The following is a 24,295-nucleotide window of genomic DNA, read 5'->3' as shown; positions in this document are numbered from 1 at the left end:
AGATTGAATAACAGCTATTGTTGATATGCAAGCGGATTTTACCATTTTGAATATTTTATACAGCTGAGTTTTTCGAAAAGATAAATCAGAAAATTTTTTGTATGGCCCTTGTAATTAAATTCCCTGTCCCAATATAGGTGTTAAGGCTGAGAAGGTGGCCAACAGTGGACTTGAAAAAAATGCGTCCGGCCCCATATCAAAACCAACTTATTAATTTAGTTTGACAGAAATTTTTCGGAGGACCTCATGGGTAAAATTATTGGTATCGACTTAGGCACAACAAACTCTTGTGTAGCTGTCCTCGATGGTGGCAAAGCACGCGTATTAGAGAATGCTGAAGGCGATCGCACAACTCCGTCTATCATCGCTTACACCGATGATGAGACCATCGTGGGTCAGCCAGCAAAACGCCAAGCTGTAACTAACCCAAATAACACATTCTTCGCGATCAAGCGTTTGATCGGTCGTCGCTTCAAAGATGACGAAGTTCAACGTGACGTGAACATCATGCCATTCAAAATTATCCAAGCCGACAACGGTGATGCTTGGGTTGAATCACGTGGCAACAAAATGGCTCCACCACAAGTTTCTGCTGAAATCTTGAAAAAGATGAAGAAAACAGCAGAAGACTTCTTAGGTGAAGAAGTGACAGAAGCGGTAATTACCGTTCCTGCATACTTTAACGATTCACAACGTCAAGCCACTAAAGATGCTGGCCGCATCGCAGGTCTTGAAGTTAAACGTATTATCAACGAACCAACGGCTGCAGCTCTGGCCTACGGTATCGACAAGAAGCAAGGCGACAACATCGTTGCAGTGTACGACTTAGGTGGTGGTACATTCGATATCTCGATCATCGAAATCGACAGCAACGACGGCGACCAAACCTTCGAAGTATTAGCGACTAACGGTGACACTCACTTAGGTGGTGAAGACTTTGACAACCGTTTAATCAACTACTTAGCTGACGAATTCAAGAAAGAGCAAGGCTTAGATCTACGTAAAGATCCATTAGCAATGCAACGTCTGAAAGAAGCGGCTGAAAAGGCGAAGATTGAGCTTTCAAGCACCAACCAAACTGAAGTGAACCTGCCATACATCACTGCCGATGCAACAGGTCCTAAGCACTTAGTGGTGAAAATCACCCGTGCTAAGTTAGAGTCACTGGTTGAAGACTTAATCATTCGTACCTTAGAGCCATTAAAAGTGGCACTGGCTGACGCTGACTTATCAGTATCAGACATTAACGAAGTGATTTTAGTGGGCGGTCAAACCCGTATGCCTAAGGTTCAAGAAGCGGTTTCTAACTTCTTCGGTAAAGAACCTCGTAAAGACGTAAACCCAGACGAAGCCGTAGCCGTAGGTGCTGCGATTCAAGCGGGCGTACTGTCAGGCGACGTGAAAGACGTTCTGCTGTTAGACGTAACACCACTGTCTCTGGGTATCGAAACCATGGGCAGCGTAATGACCAAGCTGATTGAGAAAAACACTACTATTCCGACTAAGGCACAGCAAGTGTTCTCAACAGCCGATGACAACCAAAGTGCAGTAACCATTCACGTACTGCAAGGTGAACGTAAGCAAGCAAGCGCGAACAAGTCATTAGGTCAGTTCAACCTTGACGGTATTGAGCCAGCACCACGTGGCATGCCACAAATCGAAGTGATGTTCGATATCGACGCTGACGGTATTCTGCATGTTTCTGCAACCGATAAGAAAACCGGTAAGAAACAAAACATCACCATCAAAGCTTCTTCTGGCTTAAGCGAAGAAGAAGTGGCGCAAATGGTACGTGACGCTGAAGCCCACGCTGAAGAAGACAAGAAGTTTGAAGAGTTAGTGCAATCTCGCAACCAAGCAGATGGCTTAGTTCACGCAACTAAGAAACAAGTTGAAGAAGCGGGCGATGCACTGCCAGCAGACGACAAAGCTAAGATTGAAGCGGCAATGAGCGCAGTTGAAGTTGCAGCAAAAGGCAACGACAAAGAAGCCATTGAAAAAGCGACTCAAGAGCTGATTGAAGCGTCTGCTAAGCTGATGGAAATTGCTCAGGCTAAAGCTCAAACTCAAGGCGGCGCACAAGAAGGTGCTGCTAAACAGTCTAACGCGACTGCCGATGACGTTGTCGATGCTGAATTTGAAGAAGTGAAAGACGACAAGAAATAACATTTGCTCTCAATCAAATTGATTGATTTCAAATAGTTAATTTCTAGGCGGGCGTTACGGGGAAACCCTAACGCCCGTTCGTTCAACTTAAGCTGAGAAGCATGAGATTATGTCAAAGCGAGATTATTACGAAGTATTAGGCGTTGGTCGTGACGCCAGCGAACGTGAAATTAAAAAAGCCTACAAGCGTTTGGCGATGAAGTTTCACCCCGATCGCAACCCTGGCGACAAAGCTGCTGAGGCGAGCTTTAAAGAAGTTAAAGAAGCCTACGAAATCCTTACCGATGCCAACAAAAAAGCGGCCTATGACCAATTTGGTCATGCGGGTGTGGATCCGAATCGCGGCGGCGGTGGTGGCTACGGCGGCGCGGGAGATTTCGGCGATATTTTCGGTGATGTCTTTGGCGATATTTTCGGCGGTGGACGTCGTGGCGGTCAACGCCAAGCGGCCCGCGGCTCAGATTTACGTTACAACCTAGAGTTATCACTGGAAGAAGCCGTAAAAGGCCTCACCAAAGAACTGCGTATTCCAACCTTAGCTAGCTGTGATGTGTGTGACGGCAGCGGTGCGAAAAAAGGCACTTCGGCGACCACTTGTACAACCTGTCATGGTCAAGGCCAAGTGCAAATGCGCCAAGGTTTCTTCACCGTACAACAGCCATGTCCAACCTGTCATGGACGCGGCAAGATCATTAAAGATCCTTGTACTAAGTGCCATGGCGATGGCCGTGTCGAAAAAACGAAGACATTGTCAGTTAAGATCCCAGCAGGTGTCGACACTGGCGACCGTATTCGTTTAGCGGGTGAAGGTGAAGCGGGCGAGTTTGGCGCGCCAGCGGGCGATTTATATGTTCAGGTCAGTGTGCGTGAACATGCCATCTTTGTTCGCGATGGCAACAACCTCTACTGCGAAGTGCCGATTTCATTCAGTAAAGCGGCGCTCGGCGGCGAGATTGAAGTGCCAACACTGGACGGTAAAGTCAGCCTGAAGATCCCTGCCGAAACGCAAACGGGCCGTATGTTCCGTCTGCGTGGTAAAGGGGTTAAATCGGTTCGCAGCCATGCCGTTGGCGATTTGCTCTGCAAAGTCGTGATGGAAACGCCAGTCAACCTAAACGAGCGTCAGAAAGAATTACTGCGTGAGTTTGAAGCGACCTTAACCGGCGAATCAAAGAAGCACAGCCCAAAGGCTGAAGGCTTTTTCGATGGCGTGAAGAAGTTTTTCCAAGACCTAAATAGCTAATTAGGTTGGGTGGCGCAGCGGTTATGTTAGCAGCGCACGAGATAAATAAAGCCTCGCAGTGTTTAGCACTAGCGGGGCTTTTTTATGCTTGATTGCATGCTCAAATTTCAAACTCTGTCCGCAGCAATCAATTAAGCACTGTCATTTCAGTGACTCGCCATAAACTCTTCCCTGAGGGCTCGACGACGGCATCCATGCCGTCAACGGTCACTTCCATGGCAGTGCTTAATTCTTTTTAAGTCCTGCGTATACCTGATAAATGTTCTGTCTAGCCGATCTTTCCTGTAACGGTGCTCCATGAATGGGAGGCAATCAAATCGGCAAAATAGCGCTTCAAATCATATGTAGTCAAGTGGGCTGGGCGGCAATCAAAATAAGTCGCAATTCGGCGTATCGCTTGGCTATAGACATCAATGGTTGCAGACCTCTTGCCATGCAAGGTTAAGTGGGTAAGATGTTGTTCATCAGGTAAATCAAAGCGTTGTTGTTCGTGAATGTCCATGATGATATTTCTAGGTGTGCGGCCGAAGCAGGTTGCGTCTAGCAAGTATTTTGAATGTAGGGAAAAAGATGGCTTTATCTTGTTCCTGGCAAAAAGCGACTTCGTTCAACAAGTGGCTCAACTGTTCGCTTCGTTCACTGGGACGTTCTAAAGCCCGCCTCTTGACTAAAGTTATGCACTAAATCAAGGTTGAAAACATGGAATCAAATCAGTTTTTAGGTCTAGTAAAATTCTTCAGGAACGAAGATTTCCTTGATAGTTTACGAGATGGTTGTTTCCACTGTACACCTCCAGAAGTTTATCGGCTTGATGAGCAAGAAGGTGTTTCAGACAAGTTTGAGAGCTGCGCATACTCTTATAGAAAAGATCGAGGCGACTCGCCAATCATAGCCAAATTTGGTGATATTGATATTAGCGATGCTTTAGGGATAACAGTACATAATCGAAAAGAAAAAGATGCTTGGATGCATTGCTGGTTTTCACTGCGTTTACCTAAGGATCTGGAAGCTCTAGAAAAGCTGAAAGATGATGTGGCTAAAATGAAAGCTCAATTTGGGACTCATTACGCGTTCTTACCTGCTCAAAATCTAAAGCCACTGGTTTCCAAGTTACAAGGCTTAAGTAATAAACCACTATTTTGTGGTGAGGTTGAATACACTGGAGACAGATCAAAGTGGGGAAATTTGGTTAAAGCTCTGGATTATGCATATCAACGCGAATATAGATTTTTGTTTGGTGAATGTTCTACAACTGAGACTGATTACTATATATTCAATAGTCATGATGGCTTTTCAGATCTAATTCTTAAAAATACCGATTTTAAACTACAGAGTGATGATGGCGAACAAATTTGGTTTGATCTCAGAGCATAGCAAATAGTTGGTGCTCGTAAATTTCCGTAGAGCGCGGTGTTATGTATGCGATAAACACTAGTAATAAGAAACGCGAAGATTTTTTACTAACCACCGACTTGTATAGGATTTTATAGGTTGATTCTTAAATGCAAATACAAATTTTAATGAGTACATATTTATCTATACATCACGCAAAATCAGCCGCTCATTTTTCCAGACTTGCTGCCCGTATAGAAAATAATGAAAATCAACTGAATAGGAGCGAAATAGCCTCCCATGTGGGAGCTTCAATACTTTCTGCTGTCGCATTTTTGGAGGCAACAATAAATGAGTTGTTTGCTGAATCGGAAAGGGACTCAAATGCTTGGTTAGCTAATGTCACGGACAAAAGTAAGAAATTAATCAAAACGTTGTCAGAAATCGATGCAATAGATAGAGCCAATATACTTGAGAAATATGACATATTTTTAGTTGCTGCGGGTTTTGAACCAATAAGTAGAGGTTGTCCTGAAAGCCAAAATGTAAAGGCCCTGATTACTTTGAGGAACAACATTACTCACTATAAGGCTTCTTGGCTGGACTCTGGATCTAAGGAGCTAATGCGCAAAGGTAGCTCTCACAAGGGTAATTATTGGATTGAACTGAACCAGCTTATTTTCGGTAAAAATCACAATCACAAAGCACATACGTGGGAACAAAGCGAGTATGCCGAATGGGCTTGTAAATCTTCATTTGAATTCGTTGAGGCCGTGTTTAAAGTATTAGGATCTCCGTCAAACATTAATCATGTGCAAGAAGATTTACTTCTGAGATAGCATCAATAAAACAATTTCAGAACAGGCACAAAAAGTAGTTCATTCTCTAGTGGCAGAACAAAAGAAACACAAAAGAAAGGACAGGCGGAACTCTTTCAAGATTAACAGCTGACACAGTAATTTCAGGAGTTCACCTTCCCCTGCGAAGTTGCTGAAGGGCGTTGAAGGAAATCGCGTGAGCGAGGCATGGATGCCGAGTTAGCTTTCGGGGTACAGGATGTACCATCGGAAGCGTTAGCGATTTTCGAATAAGCACGAAGCCAGTCTCTAATGCATGTAACTTCGCTAGGGCGGCAAGGGAGATCCAAGAGGGGATTGCTGTTGATCCCCTCTTGGTCGGGTGTGGGTTGAAGACCCACGACTTTGATTTAAAAACCTTTAACTCAATCATTGCTTGTCGATAGTTGGTAATCCGATACGTCACTGGATATGACGAAACAACTATCCCAAGGCTTTAGTCCAAGCCGAAACAACATTGGTATTAGCAGCCAACTCTGCGTAAACTTTCGCTCCCATGTTTTTATCGGTGTTGTGATGACCATTCCTAAACCTTCTCCTTCCACAGAGTCTTCCCCTGAGCCGTTAACCTTTGCCGAGCTTGGCGTCAATGTGGCGTTATGTTCGGTATTGCCAGCCGGGCTCAAGCATCCGACACGGGTGCAGCAATTAGCGATTCCGGCGATTCTGGCGGGGCGGGATGTGTTAGCGCTGTCGCAAACCGGTAGCGGTAAGACCTTGGCTTTCGGTTTACCTTTGCTGCAAATCCTCTGGCAACAAATTGCTGAGCAAACGATGGCTAAATCCGTGCCTGCGGCTAATCCACTGGCATTAGTGTTGGTGCCAACGCGTGAGTTAGCGCAGCAGGTAACGATAGCGTTGCACGCGCTGGCGAGTAAGTTATCGTCTTCTTTGAATATTCAGCTCCTCTGTGGCGGTATCGCGCAGGAAGAGCAATTAGCCGAACTTGCCGCTAAACCGCAGTTTGTGGTGGCAACCCCTGGGCGCTTATTGGATTTATGCACGCAGTCCTATATCCGTCTCGATTCGATAAAATATCTAGTGCTAGACGAAGCCGACCGCTTACTGGAAATGGGATTTTGGCCCGATGTGCAAAAGCTGATGACCATGATGCCTAAGCGTAAGCAAACCTTACTGTTTTCAGCCACCTTGCCAGAGGCGTTGGATTCCTTGGTGGGTAAATTGCTGAGCAATAATCCCCTGCGGGTTGAAGCCAGTACACGCAATGCTGTCGCCGCCGAAATCGAAGAGCAACTGTATTTAGTCAATAAGGGCAGTAAGGCGCAGGCATTGATTGCGTTACTCAAACAATATCAATGGCCGCAAGTGCTAGTGTTTATCAGTGCCCGCGATGATGCTGATGCGATAGCGAAACGACTCGTTAAGGCGGGGATAAATGCTGCTGCGCTGCACGGTGAAAAAGATCAAACCGTGCGCAGCCAAACCTTGGCCGACTTTAAAGCCAATCGTATTCAAGTGGTGGTGGCGACAGATTTGATGGCCCGAGGTATTCATGTTGATGCCTTACCAGTGGTGATCAATTTAGATTTACCCACCAGTGCGCCTGTATATGTGCACCGTATTGGCCGCACCGCAAGGGCGGGCGCCAAAGGGCTCGCTATCTCTTTGGTGTGCCATGGTGAAGTGCCAAGCTTAACCGCGATCCGCAACTTGACGGCGCGTGAGTTACCGTTAGCATCATTGGCAGACTTTCCGGTGACCGATAAGCCGAGCGAAAGAGCTAGAGAAGATGGGGCCGAGAATAAGGTTGTACCTAAGCGTCCACCTCGGGATAAACAGGCGAATCGTCGCAGTATTAATAAGCACAGCGTCAAAGCCTTTAAAGGCAAGCGTTGAGATAAGCCCGCGCTGCTATCCATAAACTGCTAGCACTTATTGGTACTGTTTACCGGTTTCCGCTGGGTGAACTATATAGCGAGTTTAGGGACTTACTGACATTAGCGGTTTATTCACATGAAAGGAGCTGGCATGGCGTCGACATTGGCGATAGGTAACGCACTTCACCATATGGTAAATCACGGTTTAACCACCCAACGTTTTACGCTTCGAGCATTTCAGCGAGCGGATCTTGAAGCTTTTACCGCCTATCGAGCCGAGCCTAAGGTCGCCAAATATCAAAGCTGGACGGATTACTCTTATAGCGATGCTGTCGCGTTATTCGAGAATATGGATTACGCACAATTTGGCGCGGCGGACACTTGGTTTCAATTGGCGATTGTCACTGAGGCATCGTTTGCGACGCCTGCCACCTTAGTGGGCGATGTGGCGCTGCATTTTATCGATGAGCAGCAAATGGAAATCGGCTTTACGATTGCGCCTGAGTATCAAGGCCAGCAGGTTGCGTTTGAGGCCGTCAGCGCATTGCTGGGTTATCTCTTTGTGGAATTAGATAAGCATCGTGTTATTGCGATAACCGATGTAGACAATCTTGCCTGCTGTAGATTACTCGAAAAACTCGGCTTTCGGCGCGAAGCCCATTATGTCAAAAATATCTTCTTTAAGGGTGCATGGGGCGATGAGTATCTCTATGCCATGTTAAGGGAAGACTATATTGCACCTTAACTGGCGCTAGGCTCACTCGTGCTACCAGACAAGATTCTGAATCTCGTTTGGCTTCTGCTTGCTATCTCAGTAAAATCTTAATCATGATTAGTTGAGTCTGCTAGCTTCAGCCTCGTTCGGATTAAGGAGTTCCCTATGAAATCAATAACACTCGCCTTAGTGGCGGTTGGACTCACGTTAGGATTATCGGGCTGCGCGACCACTAAATCGCCCACGGGGCGTGGCCAAACCTTGCTGTATTCGGCATCGCAAATGCAGCAAATGGGGGATGCTTCTTTTGAAGAAATGAAAAAGCAGCAAAAGATCAGCAGCGATAAAAAGCTCACCCAGTATGTAAATTGTGTGGCGAATCGCGTCACCGCTGTGCTACCCGATCAAAGCCAGAAGTGGGATGTCGTGCTATTCAACTCCGAGCAAGTGAACGCCTTTGCATTGCCTGGCGGACACATTGGCGTGTATACCGGATTATTAAAAGTCGCGAGCACGCCGGATCAACTCGCGACAGTCTTAGGCCATGAAGTGGCCCACGTATTAGCCCAGCACGGTAATGAGCAGGTCTCTCGGGCGCAGATGACGGGGATGGGGATGCAAATCGCCGATGCCGCCCTTGGCGCGAGCGGCGTTTCAAACCGTGACTTATATATGTCGGCTTTGGGGCTTGGTGCGCAGGTCGGGGTGATTTTACCCTTTGGCCGCGCTCAGGAGAGTGAGGCGGATGTGATGGGGCTGGAGCTGATGGCACGGGCAGGGTTCGACCCTGCCCAGAGCGTGGTGCTGTGGCACAATATGTCGAAAGCGGGAGGTAGCCAAGGGCCAGAGCTGTTATCAACGCATCCATCCAACAGCAATCGCATTGCCCAACTCGAGCAATTACAGGGGCAAATGCAGCCTTTGTATCAGAGCGCAAAGGCGAGTATCAAAAATCAATGCGTGTTGCCTAAATAGTCATTCAGAGCGTGGCGATCGTTTAGATGCAGGCCTTATCTTGCCGCAATTAGGCGCTATTGCTGGATAAATACGCATCGGTTACGTAAAATCGCCGCCAAAGTTAAATAAGCAGTCAGTTTATCAGCATAGGGCGTGGAACTATGGTAAACTGGCGCGCAAAATTCCATTGAACATTGAGAGTCGTTAATTATGTCTGATAAATTCAGTACTGTTGAACAGCAAGCAAGCTATGGTGTTGGTCGTCAAATGGGCGAGCAACTGGCTGCCAATTCTTTTGAAGGTGTGGATATTGCTGCTGTTCAAGCAGGCTTAGCCGATGCGTTTGCTGGCGTTGAAAGCGCTGTATCTATGCAAGATATGCAAGTTGCATTCACTGAGATCAGCCGTCGCATTCAAGCGGCTCAAGAGCAAGCAGCTGCTGCGGCTTCTGCTGAAGGTGAAGCGTTTTTAGTGGAAAACGCTAAACGTGCAGGCGTGATCGTGACTGACTCTGGTCTGCAATACGAAGTATTAGTTCAAGGTAGTGGTGCAAAACCAACCTACGAAGATACTGTTCGTACTCACTACCATGGTTCTTTCATCAATGGTGATGTGTTCGACAGCTCTGTTGTTCGTGGTCAACCAGCTGAATTCCCAGTATCTGGCGTTATCGCTGGCTGGACTGAGGCACTGCAACTGATGCCAGTAGGCACCAAGTTAAAATTATTCGTTCCACATCACTTAGCTTACGGTGAGCGTGGTGCGGGTGCTTCTATTCCTCCATACTCAACCTTAGTGTTTGAAGTCGAGTTATTAGACATCGTCTAATGTGATTGAAACGCCTAAGCCAGTCTTAGGCGTTTTTGTATGGAAGACAAAAAAGATTGAGGAGATTGAAATGAGTGGACAAGTGAGAGTTGCAATTGTCGGTGCGGGTGGACGCATGGGACGGACTCTTATTGAATCGGCTTATCATCAAGAGCACATTCGCTTAGGCGCGGCGATTGAGCGTTCAGGTTCAAGCTTAATTGGCGTGGATGCGGGCGAGCTTGTCGGTGTGGGTAAGTTAAATGTCATTATCATGGATTCGCTTGACTATGCGACCGATGACTTTGATGTGCTGATTGATTTTACTGCGCCAGAGGCCAGTATTGTCCATTTAGATTGGTGCGTACGCCATAAGAAAGCCATGGTGATCGGCACAACCGGTTTCAATCATGCTCAAAAAGAACAAATCAATGCCTTTGCCGAGCAAACGCCGGTGGTGATGGCGCCGAATATGTCTGTGGGTGTCAATCTGATGTGGAAATTGCTTGAGTTGGCCGCTGAGGTCATGGGCGATTACACTGATATCGAGATTATCGAAGGTCACCACAGATATAAGAAAGATGCGCCATCTGGCACGGCACTAAAAATGGGTGAAGTGATTGCCAAGACCTTAGGTCGTGATCTTGAAAAATGCGCCGTCTATGGCCGCGAAGGGATCACTGGCGAGCGTGACCGTGAAACCATCGGTTTTGCGACTGTGCGCGCGGGTGATTTAGTCGGTGAGCATACCGCCATGTTTGCCGATATTGGTGAGCGTTTAGAGATCACCCATAAAGCCTCAAGCCGTATGACCTTTGCCAACGGCGCTATGCGTGCCGCTCATTGGTTGGTGGAGCAGAAACCGGGTCTGTATGATATGCAGCAGGTATTAGGTTTACATTAAAATTAAAAAACGCCATTTGGCGTTTTTTTTTGCACTCAGATACCAATGTATAGACGAGTTTGAGTTTATCCTGTAAACTCGCTGGAATTTGTCAAAATTTCGTAAATCAGCGGAAATTGGTATCTTAACATAACATAAAAACATTATATTTCAGTGGCTTGGCTCTTTATGGAGGTCGCGTTGACAAAGTCTGCCTTACTCGTACTCGAAGATGGAACCGTATTCACTGGCACAGCAATAGGTGCCGATGGTCTCTCAGTTGGTGAAGTTGTTTTTAACACTTCGATGACGGGATACCAAGAAATTTTAACTGATCCCTCTTATTCACGCCAGATAGTAACTTTAACCTACCCCCACATTGGTAATACTGGTACCAATAATGAAGATGTCGAATCCAATGGGGTTCATGCTTGTGGTTTAATCATTCGCGATCTTCCGCTCATAGCAAGTAGTTTCCGTAATCAACAAACCCTTAGCGATTATCTCAAAGCAAACAATGTTGTTGGCATCGCAGATATCGATACTCGTAAATTAACTCGAATCCTCCGTGAAAAAGGTGCCCAAGCGGGTTGCATCATGGCGGGTGCTGACTTAGATGAAGTCAAAGCGCTTGCAGCTGCTAAAGCCTTCCCAGGTTTAAAGGGCATGGATTTAGCGAAAGAAGTCACTACTGACAAAGCCTACCAATGGCGTAAAGGTAGCTGGCGTTTAGTGGGTGGTTTGCCTGAAGATACTCCAGCAGAAGCGCTTAAATACAAAGTGGTTGCCTACGACTACGGCGTTAAGCAAAACATCCTGCGTATGTTGGTTGACCGTGGCTGTGATGTGACGGTTGTTCCTGCAAAAACACCCGCTGCTGACGTGTTAGCGATGAACCCAGACGGTGTGTTCCTCTCTAATGGTCCCGGTGACCCAGAGCCATGCGACTACGCGATTGAAGCGATTCAACAAATCCTGAAAACCGATACGCCGATTTTCGGTATCTGTTTAGGCCACCAATTACTGGCATTGGCATCAGGCGCGAAAACCTTAAAGATGAAGTTTGGTCACCATGGTGCTAACCACCCAGTGAGCAATATCGAAAAAGGTAACGTGATGATCACCAGCCAAAACCACGGTTTTGCTGCCGATGAAGCCACATTACCTGCCAATATCAAAGTGACCCACAAGTCACTGTTCGATGGTTCACTGCAAGGTATCCATCTGACGGATAAACCTGCGTTCAGCTTCCAAGGTCACCCTGAAGCGAGCCCTGGTCCGAACGATGCGGCCCCACTGTTCGATCACTTTATCGAGCTTATTGAACACTATCGTCTTGTAACGAAAAGTCAGAACGCTAAGTAATACGCAAGCTAGGAGAAGAGAGAAGCAATGCCAAAACGTACAGATATAAAGAGTATTCTTATCCTAGGTGCAGGCCCGATTGTCATTGGTCAGGCGTGTGAGTTCGACTATTCAGGCGCTCAAGCCTGTAAAGCCCTGCGTGAAGAAGGTTACCGCGTCATTCTGGTGAACTCTAACCCTGCCACCATTATGACCGACCCTGAAATGGCCGATGCCACTTACATCGAGCCAATCCAATGGGAAGTGGTACGTAACATTATCGCTAAAGAACGTCCTGATGCGATTCTGCCTACCATGGGCGGTCAAACCGCTCTAAACTGCGCGCTTGAGCTTGAGGCTAAAGGCGTGCTGGCTGAATTTAACGTTGAAATGATCGGCGCGACTGCCGACGCGATTGATAAAGCCGAAGACCGTAGCCGCTTCGACAAAGCCATGAAGAGCATTGGTTTAGAGTGTCCACGCGCGGGCATCGCCCACAGCATGGAAGAAGCCTATGGCGTTCTTGAGCAAGTGGGTTTCCCTTGTATTATCCGTCCATCATTCACTATGGGTGGCTCGGGCGGTGGTATCGCCTATAACAAGGAAGAGTTCGAAGAAATCTGTTCTCAAGGTTTAGATTTATCGCCAACCAAAGAGCTGCTCATTGACGAGAGCTTAATCGGTTGGAAAGAATACGAGATGGAAGTGGTTCGTGACCGTAACGACAACTGTATCATCGTGTGCTCTATCGAAAACTTCGACCCAATGGGTGTGCATACTGGCGACTCTATTACCGTTGCACCCGCGCAAACTCTGACTGACAAAGAATACCAAATCATGCGTAATGCCTCTATGGCCGTACTGCGTGAGATTGGGGTTGAAACGGGCGGTTCGAACGTACAGTTTGGTATCAACCCGAAAGATGGCCGTATGGTGATCATCGAGATGAACCCACGGGTATCGCGTTCATCGGCATTGGCATCAAAAGCAACTGGCTTCCCGATTGCAAAAATTGCGGCCAAGTTAGCGGTGGGGTTCACCCTCGATGAGCTGATGAACGACATTACTGGCGGCCGTACGCCAGCGTCGTTCGAGCCTGCAATTGACTATGTTGTGACTAAAGTACCTCGCTTTAACTTTGAAAAGTTCGCTGGTTCTAACGACCGCTTAACCACGCAGATGAAGTCTGTGGGTGAAGTGATGGCGATTGGCCGTACTTTCCAAGAGTCACTACAAAAAGCCCTGCGCGGTTTAGAAGTAAGCCGTCACGGTTTAGACCCGATTACTGACATGTCTAAGCCTGATGCGTTAGCCCGTATCCGCCTCGAGCTAAAAGAGCCTGGCTGTGACCGTATTTGGTACATCGCCGATGCGATGCGTGCGGGTTTAACCCTGGATGAAATCTTCCGTTTAACCAATATTGACCCATGGTTCTTAGTCCAGATTGAAGAGCTGATTAAGCTGGAAGGCCAAGTGGCCGAAGGCGGTTTAGCCGGTCTTAACGAAGAACTGCTGCGTAAGCTTAAGCGTAAAGGTTTTGCCGATGCGCGTCTGGCGGCGGTCCTTGGCGTAAACGAGACTGAAGTCCGTAAATTGCGTGACCGTTTCGACATCCACCCAGTTTACAAGCGCGTAGATACCTGCGCGGCTGAATTTGCGACTGACACCGCTTACATGTACTCAACCTACGAGGAAGAGTGTGAAGCGAACCCATCTGACCGTGACAAAATCATGGTGTTAGGTGGTGGTCCAAACCGTATCGGTCAAGGTATCGAATTCGATTACTGCTGTGTGCACGCGGCATTAGCCCTGCGTGAAGACGGTTATGAAACCATCATGGTGAACTGTAACCCTGAAACCGTTTCTACTGACTACGACACCTCAGATCGTCTGTACTTCGAGCCTGTTACCCTAGAAGATGTGTTAGAAATCGTCCGTATCGAGAAGCCAAAGGGCGTTATCGTGCAGTACGGTGGTCAAACTCCGCTGAAACTGGCTCGCGCCCTTGAGGCGGCGGGTGTGCCGATTATTGGTACTAGCCCAGATGCGATTGACCGTGCAGAAGACCGTGAGCGTTTCCAGCAAGCGATTCAACGCCTGGAAATGAAGCAGCCTGAAAACGATACCGTCACTACGGTTGAAGGTGCGGTAATTGCCGCTGAGCGTATCGGTTATCCACTGGTTGTTCGTCCATCCTATGTACTGGGCGGCCGCGCGATGGAAATCGTTTACGACCAACAGGATTTACTGCGCTACTTCAACGAAGCGGTAAGCGTATCTAACGCATCACCAGTACTGTTAGACCACTTCCTAGATGATGCTATCGAAGTGGATATCGACGCAGTCTGTGACGGTGAAACTGTGGTTATCGGCGCGATTATGGAGCATATCGAGCAGGCGGGTGTTCACTCAGGTGACTCAGGTTGTTCTCTGCCTCCTTACACCCTAAGCCAAGAAATCCAAGATCGCATGCGCGTACAAGTCGGCAAGTTGGCGATGGAGCTGGGTGTTGTCGGTCTGATGAACGTGCAGTTTGCCGTGAAGAATAACGAAATCTACATGATTGAAGTTAACCCACGTGCAGCGCGTACCGTGCCATTTGTGTCGAAAGCCACTGGTGTGCCGTTAGCGAAGATTGCCGCCCGTGTGATGGCAGGTCAAAGCTTAAAAGCGCAAAACTTCACTGAAGAAGTTATTCCACCTTTCTACTCTGTGAAAGAAGTGGTACTGCCATTTAACAAGTTCCCTGGCGTTGACCCACTGTTAGGCCCAGAAATGCGCTCAACGGGTGAGGTAATGGGCGTGGGCGATACCTTCGCCGAAGCCTATGCTAAGGCGCAGTTAGGTGCGACTTCTGAAGTGCCTAAGTCTGGTCGTGCACTCTTGTCTGTGCGTAACAGCGATAAGAAACGTGTTGCCGACTTAGCCGCTAAGTTGATTGAGCTGGGTTATCAAATCGATGCCACCCACGGTACAGCGGTTATCCTAGGTGAAGCGGGTATCAACCCACGCTTAGTGAACAAGGTACACGAAGGCCGTCCACACATTCTTGACCGCATCAAGAACGGTGAGTACACCTACATTGTGAACACCACCGAAGGCCGTCAAGCGATTGAAGACTCGCGTCAATTACGTCGCGGTGCACTGCGTTACAAAGTGAACTACACCACGACCATGAACGCGGCATTTGCCACTTGCATGGCACACGCTGCGGACGATCGCACTAACGTGACGTCAGTGCAAGAGCTGCATCAGCGCGTATTGGCTAAATAAGCCATAAGCTTCTGAAATCAAAAGGCCGGATAACGTTGTTATCCGGCCTTTGTTTTTAAGGGGTAAAAGGTTTATAAACCGATACGCTCGGTTTCCATTGGCGGCGCATCATTGGGCAGCCAGCGGTGATAAATTTGTGCAAAGGTGCCATCGGCCTTGATGCTGACTAGTGCTTCTTTCCATTTATCAACTTCCTCCGTTGGTGTGCCTTGAGAAAATGCAATGTACAGATGATTCGCGCTGATGGTGTAGAGGGATTTTACATCATCAATACTGGCTCCGGCTTCTGCAAGAATACTTGGCGCCGTGAGATTAGCGTTGCACCATAGATCGATTCGCTGCTTCATTAACTGCTTTGCGCTTAGTAGTGGTGTCGATGAGGGGGCGAGATTTGTAAACCCATGATCCATTAATAATTGTTCTTCGACAGAGGAACGATACACCCCAATTGCTTTTGCCTGCTTAGCACCTTCAATTGAGTCAATGTTAAGCTTGCTACTTTTTAGAGCATAAAAGTTTGTTGTGCCAACCGCGACAGGGCCTATCAAACTAAACATACGCTCACGCTCTGCGGTACGTGTCATTGTGAATAACACCGTGTTGGGTTGTTCGGTGATAATTTTCCAGCCGCGAGCCCAGGGCACAATCTTGATAGGATCTTGGTTATCGATACGTTTTTGGATTTCTTGCACGACTTGTACAGCTAATCCATCGGGTTGGCCATCAACCGAAAAGCTAATCGGAGCCCATTCTTCTGTATAAATATTGAGTGTGGCCTGAGCTGTGTGCGGGATAACGCAGAGAAGCATAACGCGCACTAAATGGGTAAAAAATGTCATTAATAACCCTAGGAATTAGAATGTTATATGCGAGTCTCACGGCGTGCTCATATTGAATTAAAGATGACAACTCTTAAGCTCGCAAGCCACTTTAGGGTTATTTTGTGATCTGTACTCTTGGGTTAGAAAATTATTGATAAATCATATTGGTCATTGAGGCAAGATAGAATTGCCTCCTTGTTGTGCAAAGGAGGCTGCCGATGCGCTATATCTGTTTTAGTGAGCTTTAGATGAGTGAGGTTGCTAATTGATGCCCCATGAATAGGTCACTTAAAAAGCGCGCTATTCATGGGTATATATTGCTGTTACTAGCGATAAACATCTCGTAGTAGATTATCGAGGCAATTAACGACTCGCATGCTTGAGTCTTCCATTAAACGTAATTGTCTGACCATTTCGGGTAAATTAACCTCAGATCTGGTTAAGCCAGCACTAAATTAGAGCTATCTAACAGTTCAAGCTCCTGAGCTGTTAGATTTAACGATGGCTTTTCTTCTTTTAAACAATATGCAATCAATCCACCAAGTAGATTGAGCATGAACCCATGCTCGCTGCGGTGTCTTGAGTGTTCAATATAGGAAATGTTCTTCAATTGGTCATTCACTGTTTCAATGATGAATCGCTTTTTTAAGATTGCTCTATCCCATAGAGAAATAAACTTTTTCTTCATGTTCTTACGAACTGTGGTGATTAACTCAACGCCCTTTTCCAAAAGCTCACCTGTTAGGGCTTGGCTAATATAGCCTTTATCACCATAAAGCTTACCAAAAAGAGACTCAGCCATTTCACTGACAGGTTGCCTGTCATCGACATTACCTTTCGTCAGTTTTAACGCTACAATTTCACCCAAGTGATTGATAATAAGATGCAGTTTAAATCCAAACGACCAGCCCATAGTTCCCTTTCCATGTTCGGCAATGCCTTCAAAAACCTTATTTCGCTTCGCTCGAATAATATGACAGACTTCAATTTTAGTGGAGTCGACAAACTGAATTCCCGTTGGCTTTCCAAGCTTTGAAGTCAGATAGCTACACATAGGGACAACGACGCTAGGCATTAATGCAAGGAAACGAGTGTAGCTCAACAACTCTGGAAAATAGGGTTTTAGCTGGCGACAAACATAGTGCAGATAATAATTTTTGAAATCTCGGTAATGTGATTGATGGAAATGAATGATAATGGTCATCACTTCTGCGGGAGAAAGGCGACAAGGTCTATTACGCTTCATTTCACCATTATCAAGCAATAAGCGTTGCCAATGTGGGATAAATAACTGACAGAAATCATCGACATCACAGTAAGTTTCAACTAGTTTGTTCATGCTCGTTCCTTTTTCTAATCACTCTTGGTCGAATGATCGGATCAGGGAACGAGCATTTAGTTCCTTTTGGGAGCTAAATTCTTATCCGAAGCTCAGGTTAAATTACCTTGTTGCCTTGCCGCGAGTGCTGCTTTACCTGCATCGTGCACCGCTTTATGGGGAGCATCCAACGCCTTAAAGTTGCTTAAATGCTGATAATTTTCAGCGCCAAAGCCTTTGAAATACCATTGGCCTAAGCGGCACTCAGTATGGGAATTTACGCCATGATTGTGCTGATTTTTTTCAATGAGTTGGTACACATTACTCTTCCAAACAGCGTGGTCGAGTTTAGTGGTATTTAAAAATGATGCGGTCGCAGCATTATGAATCACCTGCTGCATATTATTAGAGCGTTGCAGTACATCTTCAACCACTTGGCCGATTTGGGTGGAAGAGGAGGCGACATCGAGGGCACTGTTTTGATTATTATAAACAATCTCTTTAATATTAGAGGCTTGCGTTACAATCTGTTTAACCAGTTTCTCGATTTGGCTACTGGCCTCATGTGCTTTACTGGCTAATTGCCTGACTTCATCGGCAACAACAGCAAAGCCACGACCCGCTTCACCCGCCCGAGCGGCTTCAATTGCAGCGTTGAGAGCAAGTAGGTTGGTTTGCTCTGAGATACCTTGAATGGCGGCAACAAATTGGTTAATAGATGAGGTGGTACTGTTGAGCTCCGTCACCGCTTGCATGCTACTGGTGGCTTGCTCATTAATATAGGTCGCTCGATTGCCTAAATTAACAATGGCTACCCGCGTTTGATCAAAAATCTTATCTAATTCAGATAATGATTCTTTTTCTTCAGTGAGTAACTCGGCGCTGCTCGCGAGTCCTTCTCTCACCGCATTTAACATCTCGCCACCTTGGTTTTGGCAGGCAATAACTTCACTATAAAGATCGGTATTTTGGCGGGACTGTTGTTGCATGGCTTCATTTTCGCGGGCCATATTTTTTAGCTCTTCGATTTCAACTTCGTATCTATCTTGTTGATCAATGAGCTTTTGCTTCAGCACTTCGTTTTCTGCTTTGAGTCTTGAATTAAACCACATAAAAACCTCTAAACTTTTATTGATATTGTTATGGCCACTGAATTAATAACGTCTAAGGTGCAATCCCTGCGGTATTAGGGTAAGTAGGAAAGTGTGGTAAGAAAATATTAACGTATATCAATGCCATAATCTTACTTTTTTATTGAATAACAATGAATTTATGAACTTGAGCAAATAAATTGCCCAAGTCCATTTTGGGTAACAAGTGAATATCTCGTACTGTATTTCTACAAATTGCGATTCAACCTTAATTGAGCTTGCTAGTTTGAGTGTTAACGCTTTTCATCAGCATCGCAGCAAAAGCGTTGTAACTCTTTTAAGCCACAGGTAAATCTAAAATCATTGTAGCAATACTAAAGTAAACGAGCACACCAATGATATCGGCGATTGAGGTGATAAGTGGTGCGCTGGCTGAAGCCGGATCCATTTTTAACTTGCTGAGTAAAAAGGGCAGTGACATGCCAATCAGGCTGCCAATGATCACGACGATCTGCATGGTTAATGCAACGACCAAGGCGATTTCTGGACCACCGCGCCAAAACCCAAGTAGCGATACTGCTAAGGCCATGCTGGCACCGAGTAATCCTGCTACCCCTAATTCACGCCCCAGCAATGAGAGCCAATCCTTGAGTATCACTTCGCCAGTGGCTAAGGCTCGCACCATCAAGGTGGCTGATTGTGAACCCGCATTACCGCCGCTATCGATGAGCAGGGGAAGAAAGAACACCAAAGAAACATAACTGGCAATGGTATCTTCAAAAAAGGCGATGCCAGCGCCTGAGAAAATATTACCAAACACCAAAATGACCAACCAAACGACTCGTTTACGATAGAGCAAGCCTATGCTGGCGGTTTTTAAATTGTGATCAATATTGCCGATGGCCGCAGTTTTAGTAAATTCAACATCAACCTGTGAACTGGCAATGTCCATCGCATCGTCATAGGTGACAATACCGACTAACTGTCCCTTGCCATTGATGATGGGGAGAGCCAACAAATCGTAATGGGCGATCATCTGTACTGCCTCTTGGCAAAGGGCGTTGGCATCTAAGGCGATGGGGTTGGGTTTCATAAAGTCGACCACTCGCTCTTCTGGCTGCGCTAAAAGTAATTGTCTAAGTGATACCGTTCCAATTAAACGGCCTAACATATCGACCACATAGGCTTGATAAATCGTCTCTTTATCGGCGGTTTCCGTGCGCAGCATTTCAATCGCCTGGGCGGCGGTATGACGGCTATTGAGCAGAGTGTAATCCGATGTCATCGCCGCACCGACCTTGGTTTTATCGTAGGCGGCTAAAGTGCGCATATCCTCTCGTTTTGCCTGTGCTAACACGGGCAATAGTCGTTTTTGTTGTTCAGGTTCGAGCAGGTTATAAAGATCGGCGCGCTCGTCCGCTGCCATAGTGAGCAACAGCGATGACAGCGTGGTTTTATCTAACTGCTGCACTAATTCTGTTTGTAATTCATCACGTAAATAACGAAATAAATCCGCCGCAATTTTGGCGGGCGCAAGTTGCAAAAACCGTAATTGCTGTGGCTGAGTAAAGCTACCAACTACAGCGGCAATATCTGCGGGGTGACGCTCTTTCGCTAAAGCCGTAATGCCTGCTGTATCGCGCTGCTCTAAAATATTTTGGATAGCTACGACGATTTGCTTAGTATTTTTTTGGTTGTTGTTCATGTTCATAGTTCATTCTCCCAACGATCTATTAATTAAAGAAAAAGGTAAAGTCAGCGCCCAGCTGTTGTGTGTTTCCTTTTAGGCTGTTGCCTAGGCTTAGTTGAAGTTGTAACTGTCTTTTAAGTAAATATTGATATGCGAGTTTGTAGGCTCGTTCATGGGACTCATGGCGATAAAATTCGGCTATCCATTGCTGCTCAGTGTCGTATTCGAAGGCGATAGCAACTCCTGCAATAAGCTGGGGCGATTGAGCGCCATACTGATCTATACCTAGGTTGCTATAGAGGCGTAAATTCTGAGCTGCCAAGTCATATCCCAAAATCCCTACAATTTGCGTTGTTAGAGGGTGGCTGCCTTGATGATTTTTTTGCAAATTAACAGCCAGCGCACTTTGCCAAGGGGCATAGTCTGCATTTAATGGCAATTTGAATCCCAGCTCGGTTTGCTGCTCATTGATAGCATTATTACTTTGTTGTTCAATGCCTAAGTGCCATTCCCACTGGCCTGAGTTGCAGGTGCCACTGCCATTTATCTGTTTTGCGCTATGATCGGATCTCGGCTGTTGCCAACCTAGCTGTAACTCGCAGTGTTCGGCGATGCTGGGATCATCCACATCGAGTTGAGAGGCATGTGTTGCGACGCTAATGCATAGTCCCAAAAATGCCCAAGACTGAAAAGCAAAGGTGAATGGCTTGTTTGTGTACGCCATGGTTTAACTCCCTGAGTGTGGGGAGCCAACTGGGGCAAAATAGGCGTGAAGATGTATTCAATAGGCAGCACTTATCCTCCGGCTCAATGCCGGAAAAACCAATAGGCGAGCGCTAACGCTAGCATGACTGGCTAATATTAAGGTCTGAAATTGAATGTACGGGTGTGGGGTGAGATGTGTCACGCTACTACCCTGCTTAGCAGGTAGCAGCAAAATATTGCGGGCTAGTGCTAGGCGTTAAATCCTGTCTTTTGGACAGGGCATCTACTGTCGCTTATGTGTGTGCCCACAGTGGGTCTCCTAATGGTAAAATCGGCTAGATTCTAAACCGCTGACAATGAAAGTCAACCCAATAGGCAATTACCTATGTTTATGTTTCAATTTTGCTTTTATTCTTGAGTTGATTTTTGTTTTAGGTTTTTGCTGTGTTGCATTTTGGTGTGCAGTAGGTTGCCTTGGGGGCTGGCTGTATTTTTATAAGGTTTGATATTTATTAATTGCTGTTGTTCTGCGCCAGTTAATGGATGTATTTAATGATAAAATCGATTTATCGCAATCAGTTAAGAACCGAGTTTAATTAGCACAACGGTTTGGCTAAAGAGGAATCACCTGTGACATTTGCTTCCCAACAGCAGTCCATTTCGGCTGAAAACTGCCATTCGAATATTCGTATTGCGACTATCAATCTATTTAATTTTATTGAACCACCTTTAGCCTTTTACGATTTTGAAAATATCTATAGCCATGGCCAGTGGCAAAAGAAGTGTCAGTGGTTTGGCGAGCTTTTAAACCAATATCATCCGGATATTGTCGGGTTTCAGGAGGTGTTTAGCCCTGAGCCATTAAAACAACTTGCGGCGCAGCAAGGGTTAACACATTTTGCCATAGTTGATAGCGCCACTTTGATCTGTGATTACATTTATCAAAGCCCTGTGGTTGCGCTAGCGTCGCGCTTTCCAATCCTTGAGGTGCATGCGATTGAACCCGATGCACATTTAGTGGCAGCGATGGGGTTATCGAGCCAATTTACCTTTAGTCGTAAAGTACTGCGGGCGACGGTGGATATACCGCAAATTGGCGCTTGTGATTGCTATGTGGTGCATTTTAAATCTAAGCGCCCGGGACTTGCGTTAGAGCCACATCCCTTAGGCTTAACCTTAAGTGCGCCACCTACGCTTGCGTTGCACTCTGAGACTAAGTTATTAACTGAGCAAGCCCTAGGTCGCTGGGCATCGACCATGCAGCGGGGCGCAGAGGCGGCATTGTTGTTCCATACTATTCTCGCGCGGCGGCAAAGCATAAGATATCCGGTGATCCTGATGGGTGATTTTAACGATAGTTTGTCCATGGGGGCGTTGGATGCATTAACGCTCCAAGGCGAGCATCTCCACAGCAACGATATCAAGGCCGCGGGACTTGGGCATTTGTCTGATACTGCACGTTCGGCTGTGTTTGCCCAATATCGACTGCAAGATGCTTACGAGTTATTTATTGCGGCGAATATGCCCGATAACCTAGTCCATTCTCGGGAGCATCGAGCTGCAACCCATTACTACGGCCCTAAAGGTTCGGTACTCGATTATATTTTGCTTTCCAATGAGTTTGATGCCAGTGATAGTCGCAGTTTGGCTCAGGTGGTGGATTATCAAACCTGCGATAGACACTTAGTCAGGCCCGAATATGAGCGCGATGCTTACAGTACCGACCATGCACCGGTATGGGTGGAATTGGCGCTGCGGCGTTAGCAAGTAAAATAACTGTCGAGGATGCCATCAAGAACAACATCTCATCTTGAATCGTTAACACGCCCTCGGCCCAGGGTTTTACCCGCGAAACTGGAGTATGATCGCAGACCATGGGAATGGAGAGCTGATGTTTTGGACAGATGGCTCGCACTTGAACCCTATTAGGTATATTATCCGCTTCCATTTTTAGAGGGCGGCGCCTAGTGTTCGAGCGGTACTATTGATTACGGTGGTACAACACACAGGCGGTACAATTATCAAAGGCGGTACTATGGCTATCAGAATCAAACTTAAACCCGGTCGCGAAAAGTCCCTTGAGCGTCGTCATCCTTGGGTCTTTTCCAACGGGATCCACAACGTTAAAGGTAAGCCTGAACCGGGGCAGACCGTCGATGTGGTTGCCCACGATGGTCATTGGTTGGGCCGTGGTGCTTGGTCTCCTGAGTCTCAAATCCAAGTACGAATTTGGACTTTTGATCGCGAAGAAGAAATTGACCGTGAGTTTTTTAAGCGTCGTATTCTGCGTGCACAAGCGGGACGCGATGATTTGATCCGTGAACAAGGCTTAACGGGTTACCGTTTAATTGCCGCTGAGTCCGACGGCTTACCCGGTATCACTATTGATAAATATGCCAATGTATTGGTGTGCCAATTACTGAGCATGGGCGCCGATGTATGGCGTGACACTATTGTCGATGTGCTCGCCGAGCTGTACCCCGATTGCGCGATTTATGAGCGCTCAGACGTCGATTCCCGTAAGAAAGAAGGCTTAGCCTCTACCATGGGTTTACTCCATGGCACGCTGCCTGAAATGCCCGTCATTATTGAAGAAAACGGTATCAAAATCGCCGTTGATGTGACTAAGGGTCATAAAACCGGTTTCTACCTCGACCAGCGCGATAACCGCGCCATCGCCGCCCGTTTTGTGAAAGGCAAATCGGTACTGAACTGTTTTTGCTACACCGGCACCTTTGGCCTCTATGCTGCTAAGGCGGGCGCGGCCAGCATTGAGAACGTCGATGTCTCATCACTTGCCCTCGATACTGCGCGTTTGAATATGCGAGTCAATGGGTTAAATGATGACAATGTGCATTACAACGAAGCCGACGTGTTTAAGCTGTTACGTCAGTATCGCGATGAGGGTAAAACCTTCGATGTAATTGTACTCGACCCGCCAAAGTTTGCCGACAATAAGTCGCAGCTCAACGGTGCCTGTCGTGGCTATAAAGATATCAATATGATTGCGCTGCAATTATTAAATCCGGGCGGGGTGCTGCTGACCTTCTCTTGCTCGGGATTAATGCCTGCGGATCTGTTCCAAAAAATCGTTGCCGATGCCGCACTGGATGCCAAACGTGAGATCCAATTTATCGAGCGTTTAAGCCAGGCGAGCGATCACCCGATTGGCAGCGCCTTCCCCGAAGGTTTTTACCTCAAGGGCTTAGTGGCTCGAGTGTGGTAATCGCTTAATGGCCATAGGGTCATAAAAAA

The 24,295-nt window shown here is 46.7% G+C and carries 18 protein-coding genes and 1 pseudogene; 13 read left to right on the top strand and 6 right to left on the bottom strand.

Going from position 1 to position 24,295, the window contains the following annotated elements; translation table 11 throughout:
* Window positions 1-246: 246 nt before the first annotated feature.
* Together dnaK and dnaJ are read left to right on the top strand one after the other, a co-directional pair.
* Entirely contained in the window at window positions 247-2,166 is a 1,920-nt protein-coding gene (dnaK, locus tag FJD32_RS17650) for a molecular chaperone DnaK (protein ID WP_023268338.1), read from the top strand.
* A 109-nt stretch (window positions 2,167-2,275) separates the two neighbouring features.
* Window positions 2,276-3,409 carry a molecular chaperone DnaJ gene (gene dnaJ / locus FJD32_RS17645; protein WP_037414972.1) on the top strand — a complete coding sequence of 378 codons (1,134 nt, stop codon included), beginning with the start codon at window positions 2,276-2,278 and terminating at the stop codon, window positions 3,407-3,409.
* A 268-nt stretch (window positions 3,410-3,677) separates the two neighbouring features.
* Here the strand turns inward: dnaJ and FJD32_RS17640 are convergent, their stop codons facing one another.
* Window positions 3,678-3,911: a phage integrase N-terminal SAM-like domain-containing protein gene (locus tag FJD32_RS17640; RefSeq protein WP_050991405.1), complete on the bottom strand. Its 234-nt coding sequence runs from the start codon at window positions 3,909-3,911 to the stop codon at window positions 3,678-3,680.
* Window positions 3,912-4,108: 197 nt separating this feature from the next.
* On the opposite strand from FJD32_RS17640, the gene FJD32_RS17635 reads away from it, so the two are divergent.
* The 9 genes from FJD32_RS17635 (at window position 4,109) to carB (ending at window position 15,415) form a co-directional block, all read left to right on the top strand.
* Window positions 4,109-4,783 carry a hypothetical protein gene (locus FJD32_RS17635; RefSeq protein ID WP_037430410.1) on the top strand — a complete coding sequence of 225 codons (675 nt, stop codon included), beginning with the start codon at window positions 4,109-4,111 and terminating at the stop codon, window positions 4,781-4,783.
* 128 nt (window positions 4,784-4,911) lie between these two features.
* Window positions 4,912-5,580, top strand: coding sequence for a hypothetical protein (locus FJD32_RS17630; protein WP_037430411.1), 669 nt, complete (start codon window positions 4,912-4,914; stop codon window positions 5,578-5,580).
* A gap of 534 nt (window positions 5,581-6,114) precedes the next feature.
* Window positions 6,115-7,455, top strand: coding sequence for a DEAD/DEAH box helicase (locus FJD32_RS17625; protein WP_088586979.1), 1,341 nt, complete (start codon window positions 6,115-6,117; stop codon window positions 7,453-7,455).
* Between the two features lie 132 nt (window positions 7,456-7,587).
* Window positions 7,588-8,181 carry a GNAT family protein gene (locus FJD32_RS17620; RefSeq protein ID WP_037430412.1) on the top strand — a complete coding sequence of 198 codons (594 nt, stop codon included), beginning with the start codon at window positions 7,588-7,590 and terminating at the stop codon, window positions 8,179-8,181.
* Between the two features lie 135 nt (window positions 8,182-8,316).
* Entirely contained in the window at window positions 8,317-9,126 is an 810-nt protein-coding gene (locus FJD32_RS17615; RefSeq protein ID WP_037415087.1) for a M48 family metallopeptidase, read from the top strand.
* Between the two features lie 192 nt (window positions 9,127-9,318).
* Complete coding sequence (locus FJD32_RS17610) at window positions 9,319-9,936, top strand: FKBP-type peptidyl-prolyl cis-trans isomerase (protein ID WP_037430413.1); 618 nt, start codon at window positions 9,319-9,321, stop codon at window positions 9,934-9,936.
* A 70-nt stretch (window positions 9,937-10,006) separates the two neighbouring features.
* Complete coding sequence (gene dapB, locus FJD32_RS17605) at window positions 10,007-10,819, top strand: 4-hydroxy-tetrahydrodipicolinate reductase (RefSeq protein ID WP_037415093.1); 813 nt, start codon at window positions 10,007-10,009, stop codon at window positions 10,817-10,819.
* Between the two features lie 168 nt (window positions 10,820-10,987).
* Window positions 10,988-12,163, top strand: coding sequence for a glutamine-hydrolyzing carbamoyl-phosphate synthase small subunit (gene carA / locus FJD32_RS17600; RefSeq protein ID WP_086024082.1), 1,176 nt, complete (start codon window positions 10,988-10,990; stop codon window positions 12,161-12,163).
* A 27-nt stretch (window positions 12,164-12,190) separates the two neighbouring features.
* Complete coding sequence (carB, locus tag FJD32_RS17595) at window positions 12,191-15,415, top strand: carbamoyl-phosphate synthase large subunit (RefSeq protein ID WP_055647163.1); 3,225 nt, start codon at window positions 12,191-12,193, stop codon at window positions 15,413-15,415.
* Window positions 15,416-15,486: 71 nt separating this feature from the next.
* On the opposite strand, the gene FJD32_RS17590 is transcribed toward carB, so the two are convergent.
* The 5 genes and pseudogenes from FJD32_RS17590 to FJD32_RS17570 all read right to left on the bottom strand — a co-directional run bounded on the left by FJD32_RS17590 (window position 15,487) and on the right by FJD32_RS17570 (window position 21,059).
* Window positions 15,487-16,224, bottom strand: a complete 738-nt coding sequence (locus FJD32_RS17590) for an ABC transporter substrate-binding protein (RefSeq protein ID WP_231640356.1) — start codon at window positions 16,222-16,224, stop codon at window positions 15,487-15,489.
* A 451-nt stretch (window positions 16,225-16,675) separates the two neighbouring features.
* Window positions 16,676-17,575 (bottom strand): IS982 family transposase, encoded by a 900-nt coding sequence (locus tag FJD32_RS17585; protein WP_088585327.1) that lies wholly within the window; start codon window positions 17,573-17,575, stop codon window positions 16,676-16,678.
* Window positions 17,576-17,673: 98 nt separating this feature from the next.
* Window positions 17,674-18,666 (bottom strand): annotated as a pseudogene (locus FJD32_RS25265) (methyl-accepting chemotaxis protein); the annotation flags it as partial.
* Window positions 18,667-18,982: 316 nt separating this feature from the next.
* A complete protein-coding gene (mgtE, locus tag FJD32_RS17575; protein WP_037430572.1) occupies window positions 18,983-20,356 on the bottom strand; it encodes a magnesium transporter in 1,374 nt (457 codons plus the stop codon).
* A gap of 22 nt (window positions 20,357-20,378) precedes the next feature.
* On the bottom strand, window positions 20,379-21,059 hold the full coding sequence (locus FJD32_RS17570) for a hypothetical protein (protein ID WP_037430570.1): 681 nt from the start codon (window positions 21,057-21,059) through the stop codon (window positions 20,379-20,381).
* Between the two features lie 611 nt (window positions 21,060-21,670).
* Here FJD32_RS17570 and FJD32_RS17565 point away from each other — a divergent pair.
* Together FJD32_RS17565 and FJD32_RS17560 are read left to right on the top strand one after the other, a co-directional pair.
* A complete protein-coding gene (locus FJD32_RS17565) occupies window positions 21,671-22,804 on the top strand; it encodes an endonuclease/exonuclease/phosphatase family protein (RefSeq protein ID WP_088586002.1) in 1,134 nt (377 codons plus the stop codon).
* 271 nt (window positions 22,805-23,075) lie between these two features.
* Window positions 23,076-24,266 carry a class I SAM-dependent methyltransferase gene (locus FJD32_RS17560; protein ID WP_047536960.1) on the top strand — a complete coding sequence of 397 codons (1,191 nt, stop codon included), beginning with the start codon at window positions 23,076-23,078 and terminating at the stop codon, window positions 24,264-24,266.
* The last annotated feature ends 29 nt before the right edge of the window (window positions 24,267-24,295 follow it).

It is taken from the genome of Shewanella sp. LC6 (assembly GCF_006385735.2).
Taxonomy (GTDB): domain Bacteria; phylum Pseudomonadota; class Gammaproteobacteria; order Enterobacterales; family Shewanellaceae; genus Shewanella; species Shewanella xiamenensis.
The sequence above is the reverse complement of the archived record's forward strand: the minus strand, read 5'-3'. Positions and strand labels throughout refer to the sequence as shown.

Coding starts and splice junctions, on each gene's coding strand:
- carB (WP_055647163.1), top strand. CDS start 12,191: ATGCCAAAACGTACAGATATAAAGAGTATTCTTATCCTAGGTGCAGGC.
- FJD32_RS17610 (WP_037430413.1), top strand. CDS start 9,319: ATGTCTGATAAATTCAGTACTGTTGAACAGCAAGCAAGCTATGGTGTT.
- FJD32_RS17570 (WP_037430570.1), bottom strand. CDS start 21,059: ATGGCGTACACAAACAAGCCATTCACCTTTGCTTTTCAGTCTTGGGCA.
- mgtE (WP_037430572.1), bottom strand. CDS start 20,356: ATGAACATGAACAACAACCAAAAAAATACTAAGCAAATCGTCGTAGCT.
- FJD32_RS17620 (WP_037430412.1), top strand. CDS start 7,588: ATGGCGTCGACATTGGCGATAGGTAACGCACTTCACCATATGGTAAAT.
- FJD32_RS17640 (WP_050991405.1), bottom strand. CDS start 3,911: ATGGACATTCACGAACAACAACGCTTTGATTTACCTGATGAACAACAT.
- FJD32_RS17625 (WP_088586979.1), top strand. CDS start 6,115: ATGACCATTCCTAAACCTTCTCCTTCCACAGAGTCTTCCCCTGAGCCG.
- FJD32_RS17615 (WP_037415087.1), top strand. CDS start 8,317: ATGAAATCAATAACACTCGCCTTAGTGGCGGTTGGACTCACGTTAGGA.
- dnaJ (WP_037414972.1), top strand. CDS start 2,276: ATGTCAAAGCGAGATTATTACGAAGTATTAGGCGTTGGTCGTGACGCC.
- FJD32_RS17585 (WP_088585327.1), bottom strand. CDS start 17,575: ATGAACAAACTAGTTGAAACTTACTGTGATGTCGATGATTTCTGTCAG.
- dnaK (WP_023268338.1), top strand. CDS start 247: ATGGGTAAAATTATTGGTATCGACTTAGGCACAACAAACTCTTGTGTA.
- FJD32_RS17590 (WP_231640356.1), bottom strand. CDS start 16,224: ATGCTTCTCTGCGTTATCCCGCACACAGCTCAGGCCACACTCAATATT.
- FJD32_RS17560 (WP_047536960.1), top strand. CDS start 23,076: ATGGCTATCAGAATCAAACTTAAACCCGGTCGCGAAAAGTCCCTTGAG.
- FJD32_RS17635 (WP_037430410.1), top strand. CDS start 4,109: ATGGAATCAAATCAGTTTTTAGGTCTAGTAAAATTCTTCAGGAACGAA.
- FJD32_RS17630 (WP_037430411.1), top strand. CDS start 4,912: ATGCAAATACAAATTTTAATGAGTACATATTTATCTATACATCACGCA.
- carA (WP_086024082.1), top strand. CDS start 10,988: ATGGAGGTCGCGTTGACAAAGTCTGCCTTACTCGTACTCGAAGATGGA.
- dapB (WP_037415093.1), top strand. CDS start 10,007: ATGAGTGGACAAGTGAGAGTTGCAATTGTCGGTGCGGGTGGACGCATG.